Annotated in this window: 20 protein-coding genes; 3 read left to right on the forward strand and 17 right to left on the reverse strand. The window is 62.1% G+C overall.

Annotated elements, in window-relative coordinates:
• Positions 1–99: 99 nt before the first annotated feature.
• Positions 100–924, forward strand: coding sequence for a nucleoside triphosphate pyrophosphohydrolase (mazG, locus tag NKH01_RS04360; protein WP_352496547.1), 825 nt, complete (start codon positions 100–102; stop codon positions 922–924).
• 5 nt (positions 925–929) lie between these two features.
• On the opposite strand, the gene hflX is transcribed toward mazG, so the two are convergent.
• From hflX to dusB, 8 genes are all read right to left on the reverse strand, one after another.
• Positions 930–2,321: a GTPase HflX gene (gene hflX / locus NKH01_RS04365; RefSeq protein WP_353006125.1), complete on the reverse strand. Its 1,392-nt coding sequence runs from the start codon at positions 2,319–2,321 to the stop codon at positions 930–932.
• On the reverse strand, positions 2,322–2,567 hold the full coding sequence (hfq, locus tag NKH01_RS04370; RefSeq protein ID WP_006202172.1) for an RNA chaperone Hfq: 246 nt from the start codon (positions 2,565–2,567) through the stop codon (positions 2,322–2,324).
• Between the two features lie 145 nt (positions 2,568–2,712).
• Positions 2,713–3,576 carry a D-amino-acid transaminase gene (locus tag NKH01_RS04375; protein WP_023717579.1) on the reverse strand — a complete coding sequence of 288 codons (864 nt, stop codon included), beginning with the start codon at positions 3,574–3,576 and terminating at the stop codon, positions 2,713–2,715.
• A gap of 188 nt (positions 3,577–3,764) precedes the next feature.
• Positions 3,765–5,126 carry a nitrogen assimilation response regulator NtrX gene (gene ntrX / locus NKH01_RS04380; RefSeq protein WP_352482545.1) on the reverse strand — a complete coding sequence of 454 codons (1,362 nt, stop codon included), beginning with the start codon at positions 5,124–5,126 and terminating at the stop codon, positions 3,765–3,767.
• Positions 5,116–7,401, reverse strand: coding sequence for a sensor histidine kinase NtrY-like (locus tag NKH01_RS04385; protein WP_023717577.1), 2,286 nt, complete (start codon positions 7,399–7,401; stop codon positions 5,116–5,118). Before NKH01_RS04385 ends, ntrX begins: the two co-directional genes overlap by 11 nt.
• A 127-nt stretch (positions 7,402–7,528) precedes the next feature.
• Complete coding sequence (ntrC, locus tag NKH01_RS04390; RefSeq protein ID WP_023717576.1) at positions 7,529–8,989, reverse strand: nitrogen regulation protein NR(I); 1,461 nt, start codon at positions 8,987–8,989, stop codon at positions 7,529–7,531.
• Positions 8,986–10,125 carry a two-component system sensor histidine kinase NtrB gene (locus NKH01_RS04395; protein WP_352587536.1) on the reverse strand — a complete coding sequence of 380 codons (1,140 nt, stop codon included), beginning with the start codon at positions 10,123–10,125 and terminating at the stop codon, positions 8,986–8,988. The genes ntrC and NKH01_RS04395 overlap by 4 nt, the downstream gene beginning before the upstream one ends.
• Positions 10,122–11,147 (reverse strand): tRNA dihydrouridine synthase DusB, encoded by a 1,026-nt coding sequence (gene dusB, locus NKH01_RS04400; protein WP_353019121.1) that lies wholly within the window; start codon positions 11,145–11,147, stop codon positions 10,122–10,124. The genes NKH01_RS04395 and dusB overlap by 4 nt, the downstream gene beginning before the upstream one ends.
• 181 nt (positions 11,148–11,328) lie before the next feature.
• Here dusB and NKH01_RS04405 point away from each other — a divergent pair, with 181 nt between their 5' ends.
• Together NKH01_RS04405 and NKH01_RS04410 are read left to right on the forward strand one after the other, a co-directional pair.
• On the forward strand, positions 11,329–12,549 hold the full coding sequence (locus NKH01_RS04405; protein WP_352894850.1) for a bifunctional 2-C-methyl-D-erythritol 4-phosphate cytidylyltransferase/2-C-methyl-D-erythritol 2,4-cyclodiphosphate synthase: 1,221 nt from the start codon (positions 11,329–11,331) through the stop codon (positions 12,547–12,549).
• Entirely contained in the window at positions 12,546–13,055 is a 510-nt protein-coding gene (locus NKH01_RS04410; RefSeq protein WP_023717572.1) for a CinA family protein, read from the forward strand. The genes NKH01_RS04405 and NKH01_RS04410 overlap by 4 nt, the downstream gene beginning before the upstream one ends.
• Here the strand turns inward: NKH01_RS04410 and NKH01_RS04415 are convergent.
• The 9 genes from NKH01_RS04415 to pdhA form a co-directional block, all read right to left on the reverse strand.
• Positions 13,031–13,492: a type II toxin-antitoxin system RatA family toxin gene (locus NKH01_RS04415; protein ID WP_023717571.1), complete on the reverse strand. Its 462-nt coding sequence runs from the start codon at positions 13,490–13,492 to the stop codon at positions 13,031–13,033. The two genes, NKH01_RS04410 and NKH01_RS04415, sit on opposite strands and share 25 nt — an antisense overlap.
• Before the next feature lie 12 nt (positions 13,493–13,504).
• The gene (gene lipA / locus NKH01_RS04420; RefSeq protein WP_023717570.1) at positions 13,505–14,470 is read right to left on the reverse strand and encodes a lipoyl synthase; all 966 of its coding nucleotides are present in this window, start codon (positions 14,468–14,470) and stop codon (positions 13,505–13,507) included.
• A 134-nt stretch (positions 14,471–14,604) separates the two neighbouring features.
• Entirely contained in the window at positions 14,605–14,862 is a 258-nt protein-coding gene (locus NKH01_RS04425; protein WP_023717568.1) for a GlsB/YeaQ/YmgE family stress response membrane protein, read from the reverse strand.
• Positions 14,863–14,957: 95 nt separating this feature from the next.
• Positions 14,958–16,403: a dihydrolipoyl dehydrogenase gene (gene lpdA / locus NKH01_RS04430; RefSeq protein ID WP_353019122.1), complete on the reverse strand. Its 1,446-nt coding sequence runs from the start codon at positions 16,401–16,403 to the stop codon at positions 14,958–14,960.
• A gap of 12 nt (positions 16,404–16,415) precedes the next feature.
• A complete protein-coding gene (locus tag NKH01_RS04435) occupies positions 16,416–17,054 on the reverse strand; it encodes an SGNH/GDSL hydrolase family protein (RefSeq protein ID WP_352789958.1) in 639 nt (212 codons plus the stop codon).
• Positions 17,051–17,470: a hypothetical protein gene (locus NKH01_RS04440; protein WP_352789955.1), complete on the reverse strand. Its 420-nt coding sequence runs from the start codon at positions 17,468–17,470 to the stop codon at positions 17,051–17,053. Before NKH01_RS04440 ends, NKH01_RS04435 begins: the two co-directional genes overlap by 4 nt.
• 17 nt (positions 17,471–17,487) lie before the next feature.
• The gene (locus tag NKH01_RS04445; protein ID WP_353019125.1) at positions 17,488–18,864 is read right to left on the reverse strand and encodes a pyruvate dehydrogenase complex dihydrolipoamide acetyltransferase; all 1,377 of its coding nucleotides are present in this window, start codon (positions 18,862–18,864) and stop codon (positions 17,488–17,490) included.
• A gap of 18 nt (positions 18,865–18,882) precedes the next feature.
• A complete protein-coding gene (locus tag NKH01_RS04450) occupies positions 18,883–20,304 on the reverse strand; it encodes a pyruvate dehydrogenase complex E1 component subunit beta (protein ID WP_353019128.1) in 1,422 nt (473 codons plus the stop codon).
• 15 nt (positions 20,305–20,319) lie between these two features.
• A complete protein-coding gene (gene pdhA, locus NKH01_RS04455; RefSeq protein ID WP_502895946.1) occupies positions 20,320–21,360 on the reverse strand; it encodes a pyruvate dehydrogenase (acetyl-transferring) E1 component subunit alpha in 1,041 nt (346 codons plus the stop codon).
• Positions 21,361–21,449 lie beyond the last annotated feature (89 nt).

Here is a 21,449-nt window from a genome sequence, read left to right on the forward strand (position 1 = left end):
GCTTCCACGATCATGGTCTGGCCGCCGATCTGTGGACAAGGCGCCCTCACCGGCTGAAGCCGTTGGCCGCACAGCCGTGTACAGGATAGCGTTTCCCAGATGAAACCCTCGAAAGACATTTCCCGGCTGATCGAGATCATGGCAGCGCTGCGGGCGCCGGAAACCGGCTGCCCGTGGGATATCGAGCAGGACTTTTCGACAATCGCGCCATACACGGTAGAGGAAGCCTACGAAGTGGCGGACGCCATCGCGCGGGGCGACCTGGACGATCTGCGCGATGAACTCGGCGATCTCCTGTTGCAAGTGGTCTACCACGCGCAAATGGCCGAGGAGGCCGGCGAATTCTCATTCGGCGATGTGGTCGAGGCCATCACCACAAAAATGATCCGCCGCCACCCGCATGTTTTCGGCGACGAAAAGGCGCGCAGCGCCGGCATGGCGAAGGGCATGTGGGAAAAGATCAAAGCGGAGGAAAAAGCGGAGAAGCGCAGCGCCCGCCTCGTCCGAGGGCTCGACCCCGAGGACCATGGCAAGGGCTTTCTCGACAGCGTGCCGGTCGCCCTGCCCGCGCTGACCCGGGCCCTCAAACTGCAGGAAAAGGCCGCCCGCGTCGGCTTCGACTGGAGCGAGGCGGCACCGATCCTCGAAAAGATCGAGGAGGAGATCGGCGAATTACGCGAAGCGCTGGCCAAAGGCGACAGCGCACCGATCAAGGACGAGTTCGGCGACATGCTGTTTGCGATCGTCAATCTCGGCCGGCACCTCAAAATCGATTCCGAAGCGGCACTCAGCGGCACCAACGAAAAATTCCGGTCGCGCTTCCACCATGTCGAGCAGGCGCTGCAAGCGTCGGGAAACAGCCTCGAAGAGGCGACGCTGGACGAGATGGAAGCGCTCTGGCAGCAGGCAAAAAGCGCGAAATAAACGCCCTATCCATTGTTTTGACGTCGCAATCGGCTTTCTATCTCTTGTCGAGCACTGTGTGTGGCCTTGAGCGCGATGGTCACGCTGCCATCCTCATTGTCATCACGCGAGACGATGTCGCCGTTGCGGTAAAGCCAGTCGACGACGCCGAGTTGGTCGGCCTTGAGCGTGACGGTGAACGTCTCCAGTTCGCCCGACATCATCGTCTCGATGATCGCCTTCAGCGCATCGATGCCTTCGCCGGTAACCGCCGATATGGCGATAGGCGGCGCCTTCCTGCCGTCAGCACCATCGGCAAGCAGCCGCGCGCGGTTGCCCTCGTCGAGCCGGTCGATCTTGTTCCACACTTCGATGACGCGCTTGCTATCGCGGGCATCAACGCCGAGATCGGCAAGGATGCGCTCGACATCTTCGGCCTGTGCGGCCGTATCGGGGTCGGAGATATCGCGCAGATGAATGACGAGGTCTGCCTCGACCACTTCCTCCAGTGTCGCCCTGAAGGCCGCGACCAGATGCGTTGGCAGGTCGGAAATGAAGCCGACCGTATCGGAAAGGATGACCGGCGTTCCGTGCGGCAGGCGCACGCGGCGCAGCGTCGGGTCGAGCGTGGCAAACAGCATGTCTTCCGCCAGCACCCCTGCTCCGGTCAGCCGGTTGAACAGCGTCGACTTGCCGGCATTGGTGTAGCCGACGATCGCCACCACCGGAAACGGCACCTTCTTGCGCTTGGCGCGGTGCAGGTCGCGGGTGCGGCGCACCGTTTCGAGCTCATGCTTCAGCTTGGTGATCTTGTCCTGCAACACACGCCGATCCGACTCGATCTGCGTCTCGCCAGGGCCGCCGAGAAAGCCGGCGCCGCCGCGCTGGCGCTCAAGGTGGGTCCAGCTCCGCACAAGGCGGCCCTTCTGGTAGTTGAGATGGGCAAGGTCGACCTGCAGCGTGCCTTCCTTGGTGCGGGCGCGCTCGCCGAAAATCTCCAGGATCAGCCCGGTGCGGTCGAGCACCTTGGCGTTCAACTCTTTTTCGAGATTGCGCTGCTGTACCGGTGTCAGCGGATGATCGACAATGACCACTTCCGCGTGCCCCTCTTTGACGATCTCGGCGAACTCCGCGACCTTGCCGCTGCCGAGCAAGGTCGCCGGGCGTGGATCGTTGACGGTCACCACTGCCGTGTGGACCAGGTCAAGGTCGATGGCGCTGGCGAGGCCGACCGCCTCGTCGCGACGGGCCTCGGCGGAACGGGTCAGGCGCGGGCGATTGGTGTCGTCGTTGCCACGCGGCTGCCGGGTAAGCACCGGCACGATGACCACCGCCCGGGTCGGACCGTTGGCCTCTGTCCCGGTCTGATGTGCTGGTTTTCCGCGAACGCTGCGGTCCGCGTCTTTCTCACGTGCCAATCAGGCGCCCTGGCTTTCCTCACCATCGAACATCTGAACCGGCTGGCTCGGCATGATCGTGGAAATGGCGTGCTTGTAGACGAGCTGGGAATGGCCGTCGCGACGCAGCAGAACGCAGAAATTGTCGAACGAAGTGACCACGCCGGTCAGCTTCACGCCGTTGATGAGAAAGATGGTGAGTGGGTTTTTGCTCTTGCGAACTGAATTCAGGAACAGGTCCTGAAGATTTTGCGATCGTTCCGCCATTGTTCTTGTCTTTCGCCGATCCCCTTCGGTTTGCAAGCCAATGCGCCAAATTAGCTGGCACATGTCAAGCACGCAAACACCATCTTGCCGTCAGTAACGACAAGCAGAACGAGATATATTGATGTTCATTCCATCTGTGCGGTTATCAGGCTGGACTTTTTTCCGCAACGTCAAAAAAGGCCCGCCGTAGTGAAACTGTTATCGAGCCCGGGTGGCCGTTGGCGACGGGAGCGCCATCGATTGCCACCACCGGCATGGCGATCGTGGTCGCGGAGCTGATGAAAACCTCGCGCGCGGCCTTGGCCTCGGCAACCGAAAAGCCGCGCTCCTCGATCTTCAGGCCGAGCTTGGCGGCGACATCGAACAGTGTCGTGCGGGTGATACCGCGCAGGATGCCATGCTCGGCCGGCCGCGTCACCAGCACGCCGTCCCTGGTGATGATCCAGGCGTTCGACGATCCACCTTCCTTGACGGTGCCGTCAACATCGACGAACCACGCCTCCTGGGCGCCTGCTTCCTTGGCTTTCTGTTTGGCCAGCACGTTCGGCAACAGGCCGACCGACTTGATATCGACCCGATCCCACCGGTTCTCCGGCACCGTGATAACCCGGATCCCGCTCTCGGCCCGCTTCGCGGCAGCTGCAGGATCGGCTTTTTTGGCGGTCACCACCAGCGACGGCTTCGTGCCCGCCGGCGGGAAGAAAAACTCACGGCTGGCGACACCGCGTGTCACCTGGACATAGACCAGGCCGTCGACGACATGGTTGCGGCGCACCACCTCGCCCATGACGAGCGGCAGCACGCCGCGCGTGATCGGCCAGTCGATCGAGAGTTCGGTGAGCGAGCGGTTCAATCGGGCGAGATGGCGCGGCATGTCGACGATGAAGCCCCGCGCCACCTCGCAGACCTCGTAGACGCCGTCGGCGAATTGATAGCCACGGTCCTCGATGTGCACGGAAGCTTCGGCGTGAGCGACATAGCGTCCGTTCACATAGGCAATGCGCGGCATGGATAACCCCTGGAGAAGTCAGCGCATGAGCCCGAAAATCGGAATCGATTTCGGAAAGGATCATGCGCAAAAATCAAAATGCTACAGCCTCCTTTGTGCGTCCCAAAGACGCGCGGCGCTGCAGTGCTCTTATGCGATTCCACGACCGCCGTAACCGGTAATTGCGTGGGCCACGGCTGGTTTGGCTCTCAGACGCCCAGCGACTTCAGCTTGCGGTGCAGTGCAGAGCGTTCCATGCCGATAAACTCTGCCGTCTTCGAGATGTTGCCGCCAAAACGGTTGATCTGGGCGATCAGATAGTCCTTCTCGAATTGTTCGCGTGCTTCACGCAGCGGCAGTGCCATTATGTGCTGATCGGACTTGGTTGGAGTGCGCGGCATGACGTCGCCGATCTCGGCTGGCAGGAGGTCGGCGGTGATCGGCGCATCGACATCGTCGCCGCGCGCCAGGATCATCAGGCGCTCGACATTGTTGCGCAACTGCCGAACGTTGCCCGGCCAGTTGTGCGCCTGCAGCACCGCCAGCGCGTCGTCGCCGATGCGGCGCGGCTTGATGCCGGCCTGGCGAGCGATCTGCTTCATGAAATTGTCGACCAGATAAGGAATGTCCTCGCGACGCTCGGCCAGTCCCGGCACCATGACCGGAACCACGGCCAGGCGATGATAAAGGTCCTCACGGAAACGGCCGTCGGCGATCATGGCTTCCAGGTTCTGCGAGGTCGACGAGATGATGCGTACGTCGACCTTGACCCGCTTGGTGCCCCCTACCCGCTCGAACTGCTGTTCGACCAGCACGCGCAGGATCTTGTTTTGCGTCTCACGCGGCATGTCGGCCACTTCGTCGATGTAGAGAATGCCGCGATGGGCCTCCTCCAGCGCACCGACCTTGCGTTCGACGCCGTTCGATTCGGTGCCGAACAACTCGATCTCCATACGCTCAGGCGTGATGTTGGCGGCACTCAGCGTCACAAACGGTGCACTCTTGCGCGCCGACAGTGCGTGGATGGCGCGCGCCGCCAGTTCCTTGCCCGAGCCGGAGGGGCCGATAATCATGACGCGGCTGTTGGTCGGCGCGACGCGCTCGATGGTCTGGCGCAATTGGCTCATTGCCGACGACATGCCGATGAGGTCGAAAGTCTCGCCGCTGCGCAGCTTGAGATCCGAAACCTCGCGTCTCAATTTGGACGTTTCAAGCGCCCGTTCGGCAATAAGGATCAGCCTGTCGGCCTTGAACGGCTTTTCGATAAAATCATAGGCGCCGCGGCGGATGGCCGAGACTGCCGTTTCGATATTGCCGTGGCCCGAGATCATCACCACCGGCAGGTTCGGGTGCATCGTCTTGATCTCGTCCAGCAAAGCGAGGCCATCGAGCCGCGAGCCCTGCAGCCAGATGTCGAGGAAGATCAGCCTGGGTGCCCGGTCGGCAACCACCGCCAGCGCGCTGTCGGCGTCAAACGCCGTGCGGGTTTCGTGACCTTCGTCGCTCAGGATACCGGCGACGAGTTCGCGGATGTCTTCCTCGTCGTCGACGATGAGAATATCAGACGCCATTACCGACCTTTTCAGTTTCTTTTTCGTGTTCCGTCTTGCTTTCGCCGCGTATCGGAACGGTGGCGGCAACCGGCAGGATGATGCTGATCATCGCACCCCGCCCATCGTGGAATTCCGCTGGTGCATCGTGCAATTCGAGTCGCCCGCCATGGTCCTCCACGATCTTCTTGACGATAGCGAGGCCAAGCCCGGTGCCTTTCTCGCGTGTCGTCATGTAAGGCTCGAGCAAGCGCTGCCGGTTTTCGCGCGGCAAGCCCCTGCCGTTGTCGATGACGTCGATTCGAATCGCGCCATTCTGACGCCCGGCTTGAATCCGGATTATGCCGTGCGGACGATCCTCTGCATCAAGTCCGTCGATAGCTTCGGCAGCATTCTTGATGACGTTGCCGAAAGCCTGCGCCATCAGGCGGCTGTCGAACGTGCCTTTGAGCGGCTCATTGCCGAAGACGCGCTCGAAGGTGATGTCGGCGCGGCTCACTTCGACCAGGAACGAGGCCTCGCGCAACGAATCGCGCAGATCGATGGCCTTCATTTCTGGTTTCGGCATGCGGGCGAACGCTGAGAACTCGTCGACCATGCGGCCGATGTCCTCCACTTGCCGGATGATGGTGTCGGTGCATTGATCGAAAACCTCACGGTCCTCGGTGATGACCTTGCCGTAGCGGCGCTTGATACGCTCGGCCGAAAGCTGGATCGGCGTCAGTGGGTTCTTGATCTCGTGGGCGATGCGCCGCGCCACGTCGGCCCATGCAGAGGAACGCTGTGCCTGGACCAGATCGGTAATGTCGTCGACTGTCACGACGTAGGATTTATCCTCCGAACCGTCGTCGCCGGCTTCAATCGTGATCTGCACGTTGAAGGTCCGTTCGGTGCCGGCACGATAGAAGGTGACCTGTTCGCGATAGACCGGCTTGCCCGACTTGCGGCCGATCTCGAAGACGCGGCCGACGTGCGGCAGCACGGCGGAAAGGTTCTGCCCAAGCGCCGCGGTGGCGGATATGGCCAGCATCGTTTCGGCCGAACGATTGACGATGGTGACGATGCCATATGGATCGACGCCGATGACCCCGGCGGTGACGCCGGCAAGCACAGCCTCCGAAAAGCGCCGCCGCTCGTCGATCAGATCCTTGGCCGACAGGATCTCGTTGCGCTGCGATTTCAGCTCCATCAGCATCTTGTTGAAGGTGTCGCCGAGCGAGGCGACGTCGCCGTCGGAGGGGCGGACTGGCACGGCCACATCGAGATTGCCGGTAGCGACCTCGTCGGCCGCGCCGATGAGCTGACGAATCGGCCGCACCAGGCGGTCGGCCACCGCAATGCCGGTCCAGATGGCGGACAGGATAATGATCAGCGTCAGCGACAGATAGGGAAGCGCGAAAGCCACTTGCGAGGTGCGGCGATTGTCTTCGAGACCGCGATATTCTGCGGTGTTGGATTTGACGATCTGCCGTGCCTTGATCACCTCGGGATCGACGAGGCGAATGGTGTAGAGATAGAGCCCGTCGATCTCGCGCAGCTTGACGATGGCCCCCATGATGTTACGGGTGCGCGGCTCGATCAGCACCGGCTTGCCGTTGGCCGCGCTTGCCACAGCGCCCTCCGGCGGCTCCGGCATGGCAAAGTCCGCGTCGGTCTTGGCGCTCATGACGAAGGAACCATCGGGCTTGATGAGTGCTGCGTGTGCCAGGGAGCGTCCAACCGCCTCCTTGTTCATGAGGTCAAGGAAGCCGGTCCGATCGAGGCCGTAAAGCGTGCGCGAAGCGTCGAGGTCGTAAGCCATCGACAACGTCGTGCCCTGAAGATTTCGTGCGTTTTCCTGCACATAGGCGTCGGCGATCGACAACGACGAATTGACGATCGTCTTGGTGCGGATCTCGAACCAGCGGTCGAGGCCGATGTCGAGCGTGATCGACGCGATGATCGCCACCATGATCGCGGGGATGGCGGCGACCAGCGCAAACATCGCCACGATGCGCACATGCAGGCGCGACGCAGCCTTGCCGTGCCGGCGTGCCATCAGGATGCGATGCACTTCGCGGCCGACCAGCAAGATCAGAAACAGGACGAACGCGGCGTTAAGCGCGATCAGCGCCAGCGTCGTCCGCGCGTCGGGCGTGATCGGCGTGGCGCCAACCAGAATGGCGAAGGAGATCGCCGCCGTCACCAGCGCACCGGCAATGGCGACCACGCCGGGCAGCGCAAGCAGCCGGCGACCGTCTCGCGCGCCGGTGGTGCTGAAATGCGGTTTGCTCAGTGTCGGTGCGTGCAGAGCCATGTCGCCGTCTAGAGCCAGTGATTGCGTCGGATGTATGCAACGCATTGTGGCGATTATGCAACAAGTGTGGCCGAGACGGAAATCTTTCGGCGATCGATCCCCTGGAAAGCGCTCGTAAGGGGTTCGTCTAGACCTGCCTGGAGGACTTGTAGACGTTGACGCCGAGTTCGCGAATCTTCTTGCGCAGCGTGTTGCGGTTGAGTCCTAGCAATTCGGCGGCCTTGATCTGGTTACCGCGCGTTGCGGTCATCGAGGCGAGGACCAGTGGATACTCGACCTCGGAGAGGATTCGCTGATAGAGGCCGGCCGGCGGCAAGTCGCCGGCAAACGAGGCAAAATAGCGCTGCAGGAAATGCTCCACCGCCTGGCCGATGGAAAGGTCGTCGGGAATGAGGTTGCCGCCACCTGGAACGACAGGCCTTTCGCCAGTCTTCAACTCCGCCTCGATGATCTCGGCGGATATCTCGTCCTGCGAATACAGTGCAGCCAGCCTGCGGATGAGGTTTTCGAGTTCGCGCACGTTGCCAGGCCATGGGTAGCGCTTCATCAGCTCGATGCCGCCGGTGGAAATGCGCTTGGTCTGCAGGCCTTCACTGGCGCCGAGCTTGAAGAAGTGCCGGACGAGGTCCGGAATGTCCTCCGATCGCTCGCGCAGCGCCGGCAGCCTGAGCGGCACAACGTTCAAGCGGTAGAACAGGTCCTCGCGGAAAAGCCCCTGATTGATCAGCGTGCGCAGGTCCTTGTTGGTGGCAGCGACGATGCGCACGTCGGTCTTGATCGGCGTGCGGCCGCCGACCGTGGTGTATTCGCCCTGCTGCAACACACGCAGAAGCCGCGTCTGCGCTTCCATCGGCATATCGCCGATCTCGTCGAGGAACAGCGTGCCGCCTTCGGCCTGCTCGAAACGGCCAGTGGAGCGGCTCTGTGCGCCGGTAAAGGCGCCCTTCTCGTGCCCGAATAGTTCCGATTCGATCAGGTCGCGCGGGATCGCCGCCATGTTGATGGCGACGAAAGGACCGCCTCGGCGGCGGCCATATTCATGCAGCGCGCGCGCCACCAGTTCCTTGCCGGTACCCGATTCGCCTGAGATCATCACCGTCAGGTCGGTCTGCATCATCCGCGCCAGCATGCGGTAGATGTCCTGCATGGCCGCCGAGCGGCCGACCAGCGGCATCGTTTCAGGCGGCTCGTCGGCACGCGTATCGATCTTGGGCCGCCGCGGCTCGGAAAGCGCCCGATTGACGATGTTGAGCAGCTCCGTCAGGTCGAACGGTTTTGGCAGATATTCATAGGCTCCGGTTTCGGAGGCCCGGATCGCCGTCATGAACGTGTTCTGCGCACTCATGACGATGACCGGCAGTTCCGGTCGCGCCTTCTTGATGCGCGGCAGCATGTCGAAGGCGTTCTCGTCAGGCATGACAACGTCGGTGATGACCAGATCCCCCTCGCCCGCGGCCACCCAGCGCCACAGCGTCGAGGCATTGGAGGTGACGCGCACGTCGTGACCGACGCGCGAAAGCGCCTGGTTGAGGACAGTGCGGATGGCCGCATCGTCGTCGGCGACGAGAATATTGCCGCGAATGGTCATTTGCGGTCTCCTTCACCGTCGTCGTCGGCAAACTGGGTTTCTTTCCACGCCGGCATCAGGATGCGGAAGGTGGTCCCGCGCGGCGTCGATTCGCATTCAATGATGCCGCCATGCTCGCCGACGATCTTTGCGACCAGCGCCAGACCGAGACCGGAGCCGTTCGGCTTGGTGGTGATGAAGGGATCGAACAGGATCGGCAGGATATCCTCGGAGACACCCGAACCGTTGTCGCGCACGCAGAATTCCAATGGCAGCGACACCCGGTCCTGCGTTCCGGGCACGGAAACACGGATGCCCGGGCGGAAGGCAGTCGACAGCGTGATCTCGCCCTGCGGATCGCTGCCGATCGCCTCGGCGGCATTTTTTACCAGATTGAGGAACACCTGGATGAGCTGGTCGCGATTGGCAAAAACCGGAGGCAATGATGGATCATAGTCCTCTAATATCTTGATCCGCTTGGCAAAACCGTTCTTGGCGATTGCTTTGACATGGTCGAGCACGACATGGATGTTGACGGGGTAGCGGTCGATCGGCCGCTCGTCCGAAAACACCTCCATGCGGTCGACCAGCGAGACAATGCGGTCGGTCTCGTCGGTGATCAAACGCGTCAGCGCGCGATCCTCGTCGGACGCCGACAGCTCAAGCAGCTGCGCGGCGCCACGAATGCCGGACAGCGGGTTCTTGATCTCATGGGCAAGCATGGCGGCAAGGCCGGTGACCGAGCGCGCCGCACCGCGATGCGTCATCTGCCGGTCGATCTTGTCGGCCATTGAGCGTTCCTGGAACATCACCACGACGGAGCCTGGAAATTCCGTCACCGGCGCGACGTAGAGGTCGACCACCTTCTCGATGCCGAGACGCGGCGACGACACGTCGACCCGGTATTCGTTGACCGGCGCCCGGCGCTCGCGCACCTGGTCGACAAGCGTCAGCAGCGGACTGCCGAAAGGAATGAGCTTGTGCAGCGTGTTGCGGGCGAGCATCGTGGCGCTCGAGCGGAAAAAATCCTCGGCATCGGCATTGGCGAAGGTGATGAAGCCTTGCGGATCGACCATGATCACCGGCCGACGAATTGTGTTGAGCACAATATGCGCGGCGTCCGCCATGTCCGTGCTCTGTGTGACGGTGGCGTTCATGCCGCACTCCGCAGGTTCGGCGCTTCGGGAGCGCTTGAAAACATGTCGCGCAGCAAGGCAATGACCCGCCCAGGCTCGAAAGACGTGAGGATGGCCTTGCGCCAGTCATCGCTTGTGACGGCATGGCGGTCGAGATACCAGCCGAGATGCTTGCGCGCCTGGCGCAATCCGCTTTCGACGCCATAGAGCGTCAGCATGTCTTCGTAATGGGCAATGACGTAGTCGGTCAGCGCTTGCGGGCTGTCCGGCATGCCGGATACTGGCTCGGCCAGCGCGGCCGCTACAATGCTGCCGGCAGTCCACGGCGCGCCATAGTGCGCACGGCCGATCATCACCGCGTCGGCGCCGGACTGGTCGAGGATCAAGGCTGCCTCTGCCGGCGAGCCGACATCGCCATTGGCAACCACAGGGATGGAGACGGCCTGCTTGACGCGTGCGATGGCACGCCAGTCGGCCGTGCCCTGATAGAACTGGCAACGTGTGCGGCCGTGCACCGTCACCATCCTGACGCCGGCCTGCTCGGCGCGTCGCGCCAGCATCGGCGCGTTGAGCGCGCTCTCCTCCCAGCCAAGCCGCATCTTAACCGTGACCGGCACGTCGACCGCGCCGACTACCGCTTCGATCAGCGACAGCGCGTGGTCGAGGTCTCGCATCAGTGCCGAACCGGCATAGCCGCCCGTCACCTTCTTGGCCGGACAGCCCATGTTGATGTCGATGATGTCGGCGCCTTCGCCGGCTGCGATTCGTGCGCCCTCGGCCATGTGCACCGCCTCGCGGCCGGCAAGCTGGACCATGTGGACAGGCAGCCCGGAATGACGGATGCGCAGGCCCGAGCCAGCCCTGCCCTTTGCAAGCTCACCGCTCGCCACCATTTCCGATACAACCAGCCCGGCGCCATGCGCATGGGCGCGCTGCCGGAACGGTTCGTCGGTAATGCCCGACATCGGCGCGAGAAACACGCGGTTGCGGATTCTCACGCCACCCACCTCCAGCGGCGAAGCCAATTTGGTCACATCAGGCATGCACAAAAACCAAGCACCTTCGATTGCTGCACATTCTCTAGCCAGAACGACGGCAATGTGCAACGCGCAATGTCGTGACATTAAGGCGCATTTGGGAAAAATATGGATCGCCGGACGGCATCAATCCTAGGTCTTGTGAAAGCGATACCACTTTTCAGGATCATGCGCTAAGCGTCTCGGCATGAGACATGTCAGCGAAAAGCCAGCTGCCGACGACAAGGTCGCCGTGGTCATCGTTGCTGCCGGGCGCGGCGCGCGCGCGGGGCAGGCCAATGGGCCGAAGCAGTACCAGCAGATTGGCGGCGGCGCCGTTATCGCACGCACGCTCGACGCCTTTCTGACGCATCCGAAAATTGGACCTGTCGTCGTTGCTATCCATGCCGAAGACGGCGCGCTTTTCCGCCGCGCCGCCGGCGCGAACGCCGACCGTGTCGTCGCTGTGATCGGCGGTACGTCACGGCAGGAGTCCGTCCGGCTTGGACTGCTGGCGTTGAGAAGCCATGCGCCGGGCCGGGTCCTGATCCATGATGCGGCTCGGCCGTTTGTCGATGCGGAACTGATAGATCGCACGATCGCCGCCATTGAAGAGCGCCAGGGAGCGCTGCCTGCTTTGCCCGTTGCCGATACGCTGAAGCGCGAAACGGCCGAAGGCATGAGCGGCGAAACAGTGTCCAGGGCCGGGCTCCGTGCCGCACAGACACCACAAGGCTTTCCGTTCTGGCCGATCCTGGCCGCGCACGAAAAGGCTCATCAATTGGGCAAGGCGGATTTCACCGACGATGCGGCAATCGCCGAATGGGCGCATATTCCGGTGAAGATCGTTCCCGGCTCGCCGGACAATGTCAAACTGACCTGGGCACGGGATATTGCGATGGCGGATCAGCGGCTTTCCAGCGCCTCACGTTTTCCGGACATCCGAACCGGCAACGGCTACGACGTCCATGCCTTCGAGCCCGGCGACCATGTCACCCTGTGCGGTGTCGCTATTCCGCACGACAGGAAATTGTCCGGCCATTCGGATGCCGATGTCGGTCTCCACGCCTTGACCGACGCCCTGCTCGCCACCTGCGGCGCCGGTGACATCGGCACGCATTTCCCGCCCTCCGACCCGCAGTGGAAAGGGGCCGCTTCACGCATCTTCGTTGAACACGCGGCGAAGCTGGTGCGCGAGCGCGGCGGGCGCATCGCCAACGCCGACATCACATTGGTTTGCGAGGCGCCGCGCGTCGGCCCGCATCGCGAGGCCATGACCGAAACGCTTTCCGCAATGTTGCGAATTTCGCGCGACCGCATCTCGATCAAGGCGACAACCAATGAGAAGCTCGGCTTCGTCGGCCGTGAGGAAGGCATAGCGGCCATCGCGACCGCCAGCGTTGTGTTTCCAGGGGATGTCCCCGAATGAGCAATAGCGATCTCGCAGATGCCCTGCTTCAGGCCTGCCAGCAGCGCGGCATCATGCTGGCGACGGCCGAGAGCTGCACCGGCGGCATGATCATCGCCACGCTGACCGACATTGCCGGCTCTTCCACTGTGGTCGATCGCGGCTTCATTACCTATTCCAACCAGGCCAAGACCGAGATGCTCGGCGTCTCGGCCGCTACACTCGAGGCGAACGGGGCGGTCTCGCGCGAGACTGCGGTGGAGATGGCGGCCGGCGCCTTGGCCCATTCGCGCGCCGGGCTTGCGCTCGCGGTGACCGGCATCGCCGGTCCGGGCGGTGGCTCAGCGGAAAAACCTGTCGGCCTGGTCTGGTTCGGCGTTGCCGTGGCTGGCCGACCGGTGGTCAGCGAATGCCAGCTGTTCGGCGACAAGGGCCGTGATTTCATCCGCCGGGAGACGGTCCGGCATGCGCTTGAACTGGGTCTGCGCGCGCTCGCTGCGGATCAGGCCGCCGATGGCGTGCCGTAGATGATTTCGGCGCGTTTCTCGAACGCCTCGGAGAACATGCGGAAGGCGCGGTCGAACATGGTTCCCATGAGCGCACCCAAAATGCGGCTCTTGAACTCATAGTCGATAAAGAAGCAGACGTTGCAACCACCGCCGTCCGCCGGGTCGAAGCGCCAGACATTGCTCAGATATTTGAACGGGCCGTCGATATATTTGACGTCGATGGCGTTCTCGTCAGGCTTCAGCAGCACCTGCGTGGTGAAAGTCTCGCGGATCGCCTTGTAGCCAATGCTCATGTCGGCGATGAGCAGCGTGCGTCCGTCGCGTTCCTTGCGCGAACGAACCGTAAGTGCCTCGCAAAGCGGCAGGAATTGCGGATAGGATTCGATATCCGCGACCAGAGCGAACATCTGTTCAGGCGTATGCGCGACGCGGCGATGGGCTTCGAATTGTGGCATGAAACCAGTTTGTTAGGCGGACTTCCTGAGAAACGCTTCGCGCGCCGCGCGCAACCTGGCGAAATCGTCGCCGGCATGGTGCGACGAGCGCGTCAGCGGGCTCGACGCCACCAGCAGGAAGCCCTTGGTCCGGCCGATCGTCTCGAAGGACTTGAACTCCTCCGGTGTGACAAAGCGGATCACCGGATGGTGCTTCTTCGACGGCTGAAGATATTGGCCGATGGTCATGAAGTCGACATTGGCCGAACGCAGATCGTCCATCAGTTGCAGGATTTCGTTCCGCTCCTCGCCAAGGCCAACCATGATGCCGGACTTGGTGAAGATCGAGGGGTCGAGTTCCTTGACTCGCTGCAAGAGCCTGATCGAGTGGAAATAGCGCGCACCCGGCCGAACCGTCAGATAGTTCGACGGCACGGTCTCGAGATTATGGTTGAAAACGTCGGGCTTGGCCGCCACGACGATCTCCAGTGCACCGTCCTTGCGCAGGAAGTCGGGCGTCAGGATTTCGATCGTCGTCAGAGGCGTTGCCGCCCGGATGGCGCGGATGACCTCGGCAAAGTGCTGAGCTCCGCCATCGGCGAGATCGTCGCGGTCGACTGAGGTGATGACGACATGGCTTAGGCCCATTTGCTTGACGGCGTGTGCGACGCGCGCCGGCTCGTCGGGATCGAGTGCGGTCGGTATACCGGTAGCCACGTTGCAGAAGGCGCAGGCGCGCGTGCAGATCTCGCCCATGATCATGAAGGTGGCGTGCTTCTTTTCCCAGCACTCGCCGATGTTGGGGCAACCGGCCTCTTCGCACACCGTCACCAGCTTATGCGACTTCACGATCTCGCGCGTCTCGGCATAGCCTTTCGACATCGGCGCCTTGACGCGGATCCAGTCGGGCTTGCGCAGCACATCCTGGTCGGGCTTGTGCGCCTTTTCGGGATGCCGCAGGCGCGGCGCATTGGCGATCGTGTCAAGGACGGTGACCATATGAAATCCGGTTCATTCGCGATCGCCTGTCCGACGTTCGCTTTCCCAAGTCATCTAGGACTTTTCGCTGCAAAGAAAAAGGCCGCGGCGGCGCATGCCGCCACTGCCGTTTTCGCATGGCAAGAGTTCAGCAACTAACGGCGCACCATGCGTCCTACCCAGATCAGCAGGCAGGCACCAATGAACCCGGTGATCAGATAGGCGATCCAGCCGGCGCCGAAGGCGCCGATGTTGAGCGCCTGCAGGATGGCATTCAGCACGATCGCGCCGACGATGCCAAGAATGATGTTCATCAAGATGCCGGTGTTGCTCTTCATGAACATCTCGGCAAACCAGCCTGCCAAACCGCCGATGATGATGGCTGCTACCCAGCCCACGCCGTTCACGTCCATATGCCCTCTCCTGTGGTGATGAATGCATCCGGAAACGAATTACCTTGCAGTCGAGTTCCTTGACATACATGTGTGAGTCTCGCGCAGCCAATTTATCATGCGTTCAGCGCACGGCCATAGGCGTCGAGAACACTCTCCTTCATCATCTCCGACAGCGTCGGGTGCGGGAAGATTGTGTGCATCAGCTCTTCCTCGGTGGTTTCCAGGTTCATAGCCACGACGAAGCCCTGGATCAGTTCGGTTACTTCTGCGCCGACCATGTGGGCGCCCAGCAACTGGCCGGTCTTCTTGTCGAAAATGGTTTTGACGAAGCCTTGGTCTTCGCCCAGCGCAATCGCCTTGCCGTTTGCGGCGAACTGGAAGCGGCCGACGCCGATGTCCTTGCCCTCGGCTTTCGCTTTGGCTTCCGTCAATCCGACCGAGGCGACTTGCGGATTGCAATAGGTGCAGCCCGGGATCTTCAGCTTGTCGATGGCATGCACGCCGGGGAAATTGGCGATCTTTTCCACACACACCACGCCCTCATGCTCGGCCTTGTGGGCGAGCATCGGCGGTCCGGCGACATCGCCGATGGCATAGATACCGGGCACGTTGGTCTTGCCGTAGCCGTCGACGACGACGCAACCGCGCTCGGTCTTCACGCCGAGCGCCTCGAGGCCGAGATTTTCGATGTTGCCCTGTACCCCGACGGCTGAAATCATGCGGTCGGCGGTGATCTTCTCAACTTTGCCGTCCTTCATCTCGATATGCGCGGTGACCGAATTGGCGCCCTTCTCGACCTTGGTCACCTTGGCCTCGAGGATGATCTTCATGCCCTGCTTCTCGAACTGCTTTTGCGCAAACTTCGACACTTCGGCGTCCTCGACCGGCATCACGGCCGGCAGCAGTTCGACCACCGTCACCTCCGCGCCCATGGTGCGGTAGAACGAGGCGAACTCGATGCCGATGGCGCCCGAGCCCATCACCAGCAGCGATTTCGGCATCTCTTTTGGCACCATCGCCTCGAAATAGGTCCAGATCAACTTGCCGTCCGGCTCGATGCCGGGCAGTGCGCGCGGCCTGGCTCCGGTCGCCAGGATGATGTGCTTGGCGGTGTAGGTGCCCTCGCCCTTGACGCCCTTTGGCGCCGGCGGCTGCGGCTCCATCGGCTTCTTCGACGATTTCGACACGACGATCTCGCCGGGTTTCGTCAGTTTGGCTTCGCCCCAGATGACGTCGACCTTGTTCTTCTTCATCAGGAAGCCGACGCCGCCGTTGAGCCGCAGCGAGACCTTTCGCGAGCGATCGACGACGGCGGCGGTGTCGACGCTGACCTTGCCGTCGATCTTCAGGCCGTAATCCTTCAGATGATCCGAATAGTGCATGATCTCGGCCGAGCGCAGCAGCGCTTTGGTCGGAATGCAGCCCCAGTTGAGGCAGATGCCGCCCAAGTGCTCGCGCTCGACAATCGCCGTCTTGAAGCCAAGCTGCGCCGAACGCACTGCAGTGACATAGCCGCCGGGGCCGGAGCCGATGATGATGACGTCGTAGTTCTCAGCCACGGCTTTTCTCCTTCACAATTCCAGCATGACACGCACGAGCGGCGCCAGCGCCTGCCCGATATTCCGCGTGTTTTCCGCGTCGAGGTGGACGCCGTCGAGCGGCGTCGTTTCGGCCACCGCGCCCGCATTGAAGAAGCCGCAGCCGGCCTCGTCGGCAAGGGCGGAATATTGCGGCGCCAGCCGCTTTGACGCGTCATCTCCGCCGGCGAACATTTCCTTGAACTCGGCGTTTTCCGTGCGGCTGACTACGGGCGGCGCGACGATCAGGATCTGCGGCGCCGGCCAATCGAACGGGTAATCATGACCGCGCACGATATCGATCAGGCGTTGCATGCCTTGTTTGGCCGCGACCGGATTACCGTGAATCCACGGCTTCATATCGTTGGCGCCGAGCATGATGACGATCAAGTCGATGGGCGCATGAGTCGTCAGGATCGTTGGCAACAGCCTTGCACCATTGCGGTCCGCTCCGGCCAAGTGATCGTCGAAGGCGGTGGTTCGGCCATTCAGGCCTTCGGCGATGACCTCGACGCCGCTGCCCAATGCCGCCTGCAGCACGCTCGGCCAGCGATCTTCCAGCGGATGTCGGCCGAGGTTTGCCGCGTCATAGCCCCAAGTAAGCGAATCGCCGTAGCAGAGGACCGTCTTCATGTGCCTGCCCCGCCGAAACCTGGTTGCGAGCGCGCCAATCGCCAGCGCACGAAAAGCCACTGGACCAGCACCGTAGCGATGCCCGGCAGGACGAGACCCGCGACTATGGGAAGATCGCCCGACCATTGGCTCTTGCCTGGGGGCTGGGAGGAAGTCCAGCCGATCAGGGAAACTCCAACGAGCACAAAAAACGCTACCCCTATGGTCGCCGTCAGCTTTGTTGCCCGTCGTGGGTCCGACATGAATTGTGCGATGAAGAACGCGACCGTCACGAGGACGGTGACGAGAGCCGAGATCATGAACACAAGGATGTACTCTACGTCGGCATTGGTTGCGACGGCGAGCCACTGCGCCACCAATCCGCCGGCCAAACCGGAAAGAAAGAAGGCAAAAAGGCTGGTGAAGAATTTCCGCACCGCCCTGTTCCCTTCTCTTAGACCAGCATGCCCATCGGGTTTTCGACCATGCGTTTGAAGGCGACGAGCAGCTCGGCGCCGAGCGCACCGTCGACGGCGCGGTGATCGGTCGACAACGTCACCGACATGATCGTGGCGATCTTGATCTCGCCGTTCTTGACCACCGCACGTTGCTCTCCGGCGCCGACCGCCAGGATCGTCGCATGCGGCGGGTTGATGACGGCAGAAAAATCCTTGATGCCGAACATGCCGAGATTGGACACTGCCGTGGTGCCGCCCTGATATTCTTCCGGCTTCAGCTTGCGGCTGCGGGCGCGGCCGGCAAGATCCTTCATCTCGTTGGAGATAACGGACAGCGTCTTTTCGTCGGCACGCCGGATGATTGGCGTGATCAAGCCGCCGGGGATCGACACTGCAACACCGACATCGGCATGCTTGTGCTTGACCATGGCGTTTTCTGTCCACGACGCATTGGCATCCGGCACCGCCATCAGCGCCATGGCCAGAGCCTTGATGACCATGTCATTGACGGAAAGCTTATAGGCCGGCGTTTCCCCCTTCTCGGTCTTCTTCACCGGGGCGGCCGCATTGATCTGCGTGCGCAGGGCCAGAAGTGCGTCGAGCTCGCAGTCGAGCGTCAGATAGAAATGCGGGATGGTGGTCTTGGCCTCGACCAGCCGCCGCGCAATTGTCTTGCGCATATTGTCATGGGGGACCAGCTCGTAGGAGCCTTCGGCAAACAGTTTGAGCACCTGCTCGTCGGACATTGGCTTGGGTGCTGCTGCCGCAGGTGCCGGAGCACCGGCGGGCGCTGCTTTTGCTGCTGGTGCCGCCTTGGCGCCGCCACTGGAAATTGCGGCCTCGACATCGGCCCTGACCACGCGACCATGCGGGCCGGAGCCCGTCACCGCCGACACATCGACACCGGCTTCCTTGGCGATGCGGCGGGCCAGCGGCGAGGCGAAGATGCGCTCACCGTTTGCATGGCCGTTGGCGGCCGCCGCCGGTTCCGCTTTAGGTGCAGGTGCGGCAGGCTCCTGCTTCGGCGCTTCGGGATTTGGTGTTTCAGCTTTGAAGGCGTCCGCTTTCGGAGCCTCAGCCTTTGCCGGCGCAGCGCCATCACCGCTTTTGGCGGCAGAAGCAGCATCCTCGCCCTCGGCCGCCAGCACCGCGATCAGCGCATTGACCTTGACGCCTTCAGTGCCGGCCGGAACCACCAGCTTGGCAACCGTGCCTTCGTCGACGGCTTCGACTTCCATCGTTGCCTTGTCGGTCTCGATTTCGGCAATCACGTCGCCCGGCGAAACCTTGTCGCCTTCCTTGACCAACCACTTGGAAAGATTGCCCTCTTCCATCGTGGGCGACAGCGCCGGCATGGTGATGTTGATCGGCATTTTGTCCTCCCGCCCTGCTCAGCGATACGTGACGGCTTTGACCGCCTCGACGACCTCGCCGACATTGGGCAGCGCCAGCTTTTCGAGGTTCGCCGCATAGGGCATCGGCACGTCCTTGCCGGCAATGGTAATGACCGGTGCGTCGAGGAAATCGAAGGCGCGCTGTGAGACCTGATTGGCGATATGGTCGCCGACCGAGTTCTGCGGAAAGCCTTCCTCGACCACCACCAGGCGATTGGTCTTTTTGACCGAGGCGATGATCGTGTCGAAGTCGAGCGGGCGGATAGTGCGCAAGTCGATGATCTCGGCATCGATGCCCATGCCGCGCAACTCCGCCTCCGCCTTGATCGCGTAGGTCATGCCGATGCCGAACGAGACGATGGTCACGTCCTTGCCGGATTTGTGAATGCGCGCCTTGCCGATCGGCAACACGAAATCGTCCATCGTCGGCACGTCGAAGGAGTGGCCGTAAAGGATTTCGTTTTCGAGGAAGATGACCGGGTTCGGATCGCGGATCGCCGCCTTGAGCAGACCCTTGGCGTCGGCGGCGGTATAAGGCATCACCACCTTCAATCCAGGAATATGGCTGTACCAGGCGGCATAGCACTGCGAATGCTGCGCGGCGACGCGGGCAGCAGCGCCGTTCGGGCCGCGAAAGACGATCGGGGCGCCCATCTGGCCGCCGGACATGTAGAGCGTCTTGGCGGCTGAATTGATGATCTGGTCGATCGCCTGCATGGCGAAGTTGAAGGTCATGAATTCGACGATCGGCTTCAGGCCGGCCATCGCCGCGCCAACACCAACGCCGGCAAAGCCGTGCTCGGTGATCGGCGTGTCGACCACGCGTCTCGGACCGAATTCCTGCAACAGGCCTTGTGTGATCTTGTAGGCGCCCTGGTACTCGGCGACTTCCTCGCCCATGACGAAGACGTCGCCGTCGCGGCGCATTTCCTCCGCCATTGCGTCGCGCAACGCTTCACGCACCGTGGTCGAGACCATTTCGGTGCCGGCCGGGATGTCCGGATCGGCGGCAATTTCCAGCTTGGGCGCGGCGGCAACAGGTGTTGCCGCTTCGCTCTTGGCCGGAGCAGCAGCGGGGGCCGGACCAGCCGCGGGGGCCGGAGCAGCCGCGGGCGCTGCCGCTTGCGACTCGACAGCCTCCTCGCCAATGCCTTCGCCCGCCTCGTCGATGTCTTCGCCATCGAGGGCCAGCACAGCGATCAGCGTGTTGACCTTGACGCCTTCGGTGCCGGCAGGAACCACGATCTTGGCAAGTGTGCCTTCATCGACGGCTTCGACTTCCATCGTTGCCTTGTCGGTTTCGATCTCGGCAATGGCGTCACCGGCTGCGACTTTGTCGCCTTCTTTCTTCAACCACTTGGAAACATTACCCTCTTCCATGGTCGGCGAGAGGGCGGGCATGAGAATTTCGATCGGCATGTCCTTGCCCTCTCGTTAAAGTACGATATCGGTCCAGAGCTCGGACGGATCCGGCTCCGCGTCGTTCTGGGCAAATTCTGCAGCGTCGGCGACAACGTCGCGGACTTCCTTGTCGATGGCCTTGAGCTCGTCCTCGCTTGCCCATTTCTTGTCGAGCAACCGTGCCTTGACCTGTTCGATCGGGTCACGTTCGGAGCGCATTTTCTGCACTTCTTCCTTGGAGCGGTATTTTGCTGGATCCGACATCGAATGGCCGCGGTAGCGGTAGGTCTGCATTTCGAGAATGAGCGGCCCGTTGCCGGCGCGGCACCATTCGGCGGCGAGGTCGCCGGCGGCCTTGACGGCGCGCACATCCATGCCGTCGACCTGGATGCCTGGAATCTTGAAGGAGGCGCCGCGATGCGAAAAATCCGTCTCGGCCGACGAGCGCGAGACCGAGGTGCCCATGGCGTAGCGGTTGTTCTCGATGATGTAGACCACCGGAAGCTTCCATAGCGAGGCCATATTGAAGCTTTCGTAGACCTGGCCCTGATTCGCGGCGCCATCGCCGAAATAGGTCAGCGTCATATTGTTGTTGCCGCGATAGCGGTTGGCGAAGGCAATGCCGGTGCCGAGCGACACTTGCGCGCCGACGATGCCGTGGCCGCCGTAAAAATGCTTCTCCTTGGAGAACATGTGCATGGAGCCGCCCTTGCCTCTCGACAGGCCGCTACGGCGCCCGGTCAGTTCGGCCATGACGCCGCGCGGCGACAACTCCATGGCCAGCATATGGCCATGGTCGCGATAGGCGGTGATCATCTGGTCGCCATCGATCAGCGCCATCTTCATGCCGGTAACGACCGCCTCCTGGCCGATGTAGAGATGGCAGAAACCGCCGATGAAGCCCATGCCGTAAAGCTGGCCGGCCTTTTCCTCGAAGCGGCGGATGAGCAGCATGTGCCGGTAGGCGGCAAGCTCCTGGTCTTTGGTGAATTCAACAGGCTTTGGGGTGGAAAGGCCCATCGTTTTGCCGTCGGATTTGGATTTGGCAGGCGCTTTTCTGGCGGCGGTGGCCATGCATCACTCCCTGTTGGCGTCTCTTGGCGGACAGCGAGGGAGATCAGTTCTCCCACCGATTTGAGGCAGGCTAACATGCAGGGAAGGCT

This window comes from Mesorhizobium sp. M1403 (genome assembly GCF_040317695.1).
In the GTDB taxonomy this organism is placed as follows: domain Bacteria; phylum Pseudomonadota; class Alphaproteobacteria; order Rhizobiales; family Rhizobiaceae; genus Mesorhizobium.

Bases quoted from the DNA above. Each gene is read 5' to 3' on its own strand.
- mazG (WP_352496547.1), top strand. From the start codon at position 100: ATGAAACCCTCGAAAGACATTTCCCGGCTGATCGAGATCATGGCAGCG.
- hfq (WP_006202172.1), bottom strand. From the start codon at position 2,567: ATGGCGGAACGATCGCAAAATCTTCAGGACCTGTTCCTGAATTCAGTT.
- NKH01_RS04375 (WP_023717579.1), bottom strand. From the start codon at position 3,576: ATGCCGCGCATTGCCTATGTGAACGGACGCTATGTCGCTCACGCCGAA.
- ntrX (WP_352482545.1), bottom strand. From the start codon at position 5,126: ATGGCGTCTGATATTCTCATCGTCGACGACGAGGAAGACATCCGCGAA.
- NKH01_RS04385 (WP_023717577.1), bottom strand. From the start codon at position 7,401: ATGGCTCTGCACGCACCGACACTGAGCAAACCGCATTTCAGCACCACC.
- ntrC (WP_023717576.1), bottom strand. From the start codon at position 8,989: ATGACCATTCGCGGCAATATTCTCGTCGCCGACGACGATGCGGCCATC.
- NKH01_RS04395 (WP_352587536.1), bottom strand. From the start codon at position 10,125: ATGAACGCCACCGTCACACAGAGCACGGACATGGCGGACGCCGCGCAT.
- dusB (WP_353019121.1), bottom strand. From the start codon at position 11,147: ATGCCTGATGTGACCAAATTGGCTTCGCCGCTGGAGGTGGGTGGCGTG.
- NKH01_RS04405 (WP_352894850.1), top strand. From the start codon at position 11,329: ATGAGACATGTCAGCGAAAAGCCAGCTGCCGACGACAAGGTCGCCGTG.
- NKH01_RS04410 (WP_023717572.1), top strand. From the start codon at position 12,546: ATGAGCAATAGCGATCTCGCAGATGCCCTGCTTCAGGCCTGCCAGCAG.
- NKH01_RS04415 (WP_023717571.1), bottom strand. From the start codon at position 13,492: ATGCCACAATTCGAAGCCCATCGCCGCGTCGCGCATACGCCTGAACAG.
- lipA (WP_023717570.1), bottom strand. From the start codon at position 14,470: ATGGTCACCGTCCTTGACACGATCGCCAATGCGCCGCGCCTGCGGCAT.
- NKH01_RS04425 (WP_023717568.1), bottom strand. From the start codon at position 14,862: ATGGACGTGAACGGCGTGGGCTGGGTAGCAGCCATCATCATCGGCGGT.
- NKH01_RS04435 (WP_352789958.1), bottom strand. From the start codon at position 17,054: ATGAAGACGGTCCTCTGCTACGGCGATTCGCTTACTTGGGGCTATGAC.
- NKH01_RS04445 (WP_353019125.1), bottom strand. From the start codon at position 18,864: ATGCCGATCAACATCACCATGCCGGCGCTGTCGCCCACGATGGAAGAG.
- NKH01_RS04450 (WP_353019128.1), bottom strand. From the start codon at position 20,304: ATGCCGATCGAAATTCTCATGCCCGCCCTCTCGCCGACCATGGAAGAG.
- pdhA (WP_502895946.1), bottom strand. From the start codon at position 21,360: ATGGCCACCGCCGCCAGAAAAGCGCCTGCCAAATCCAAATCCGACGGC.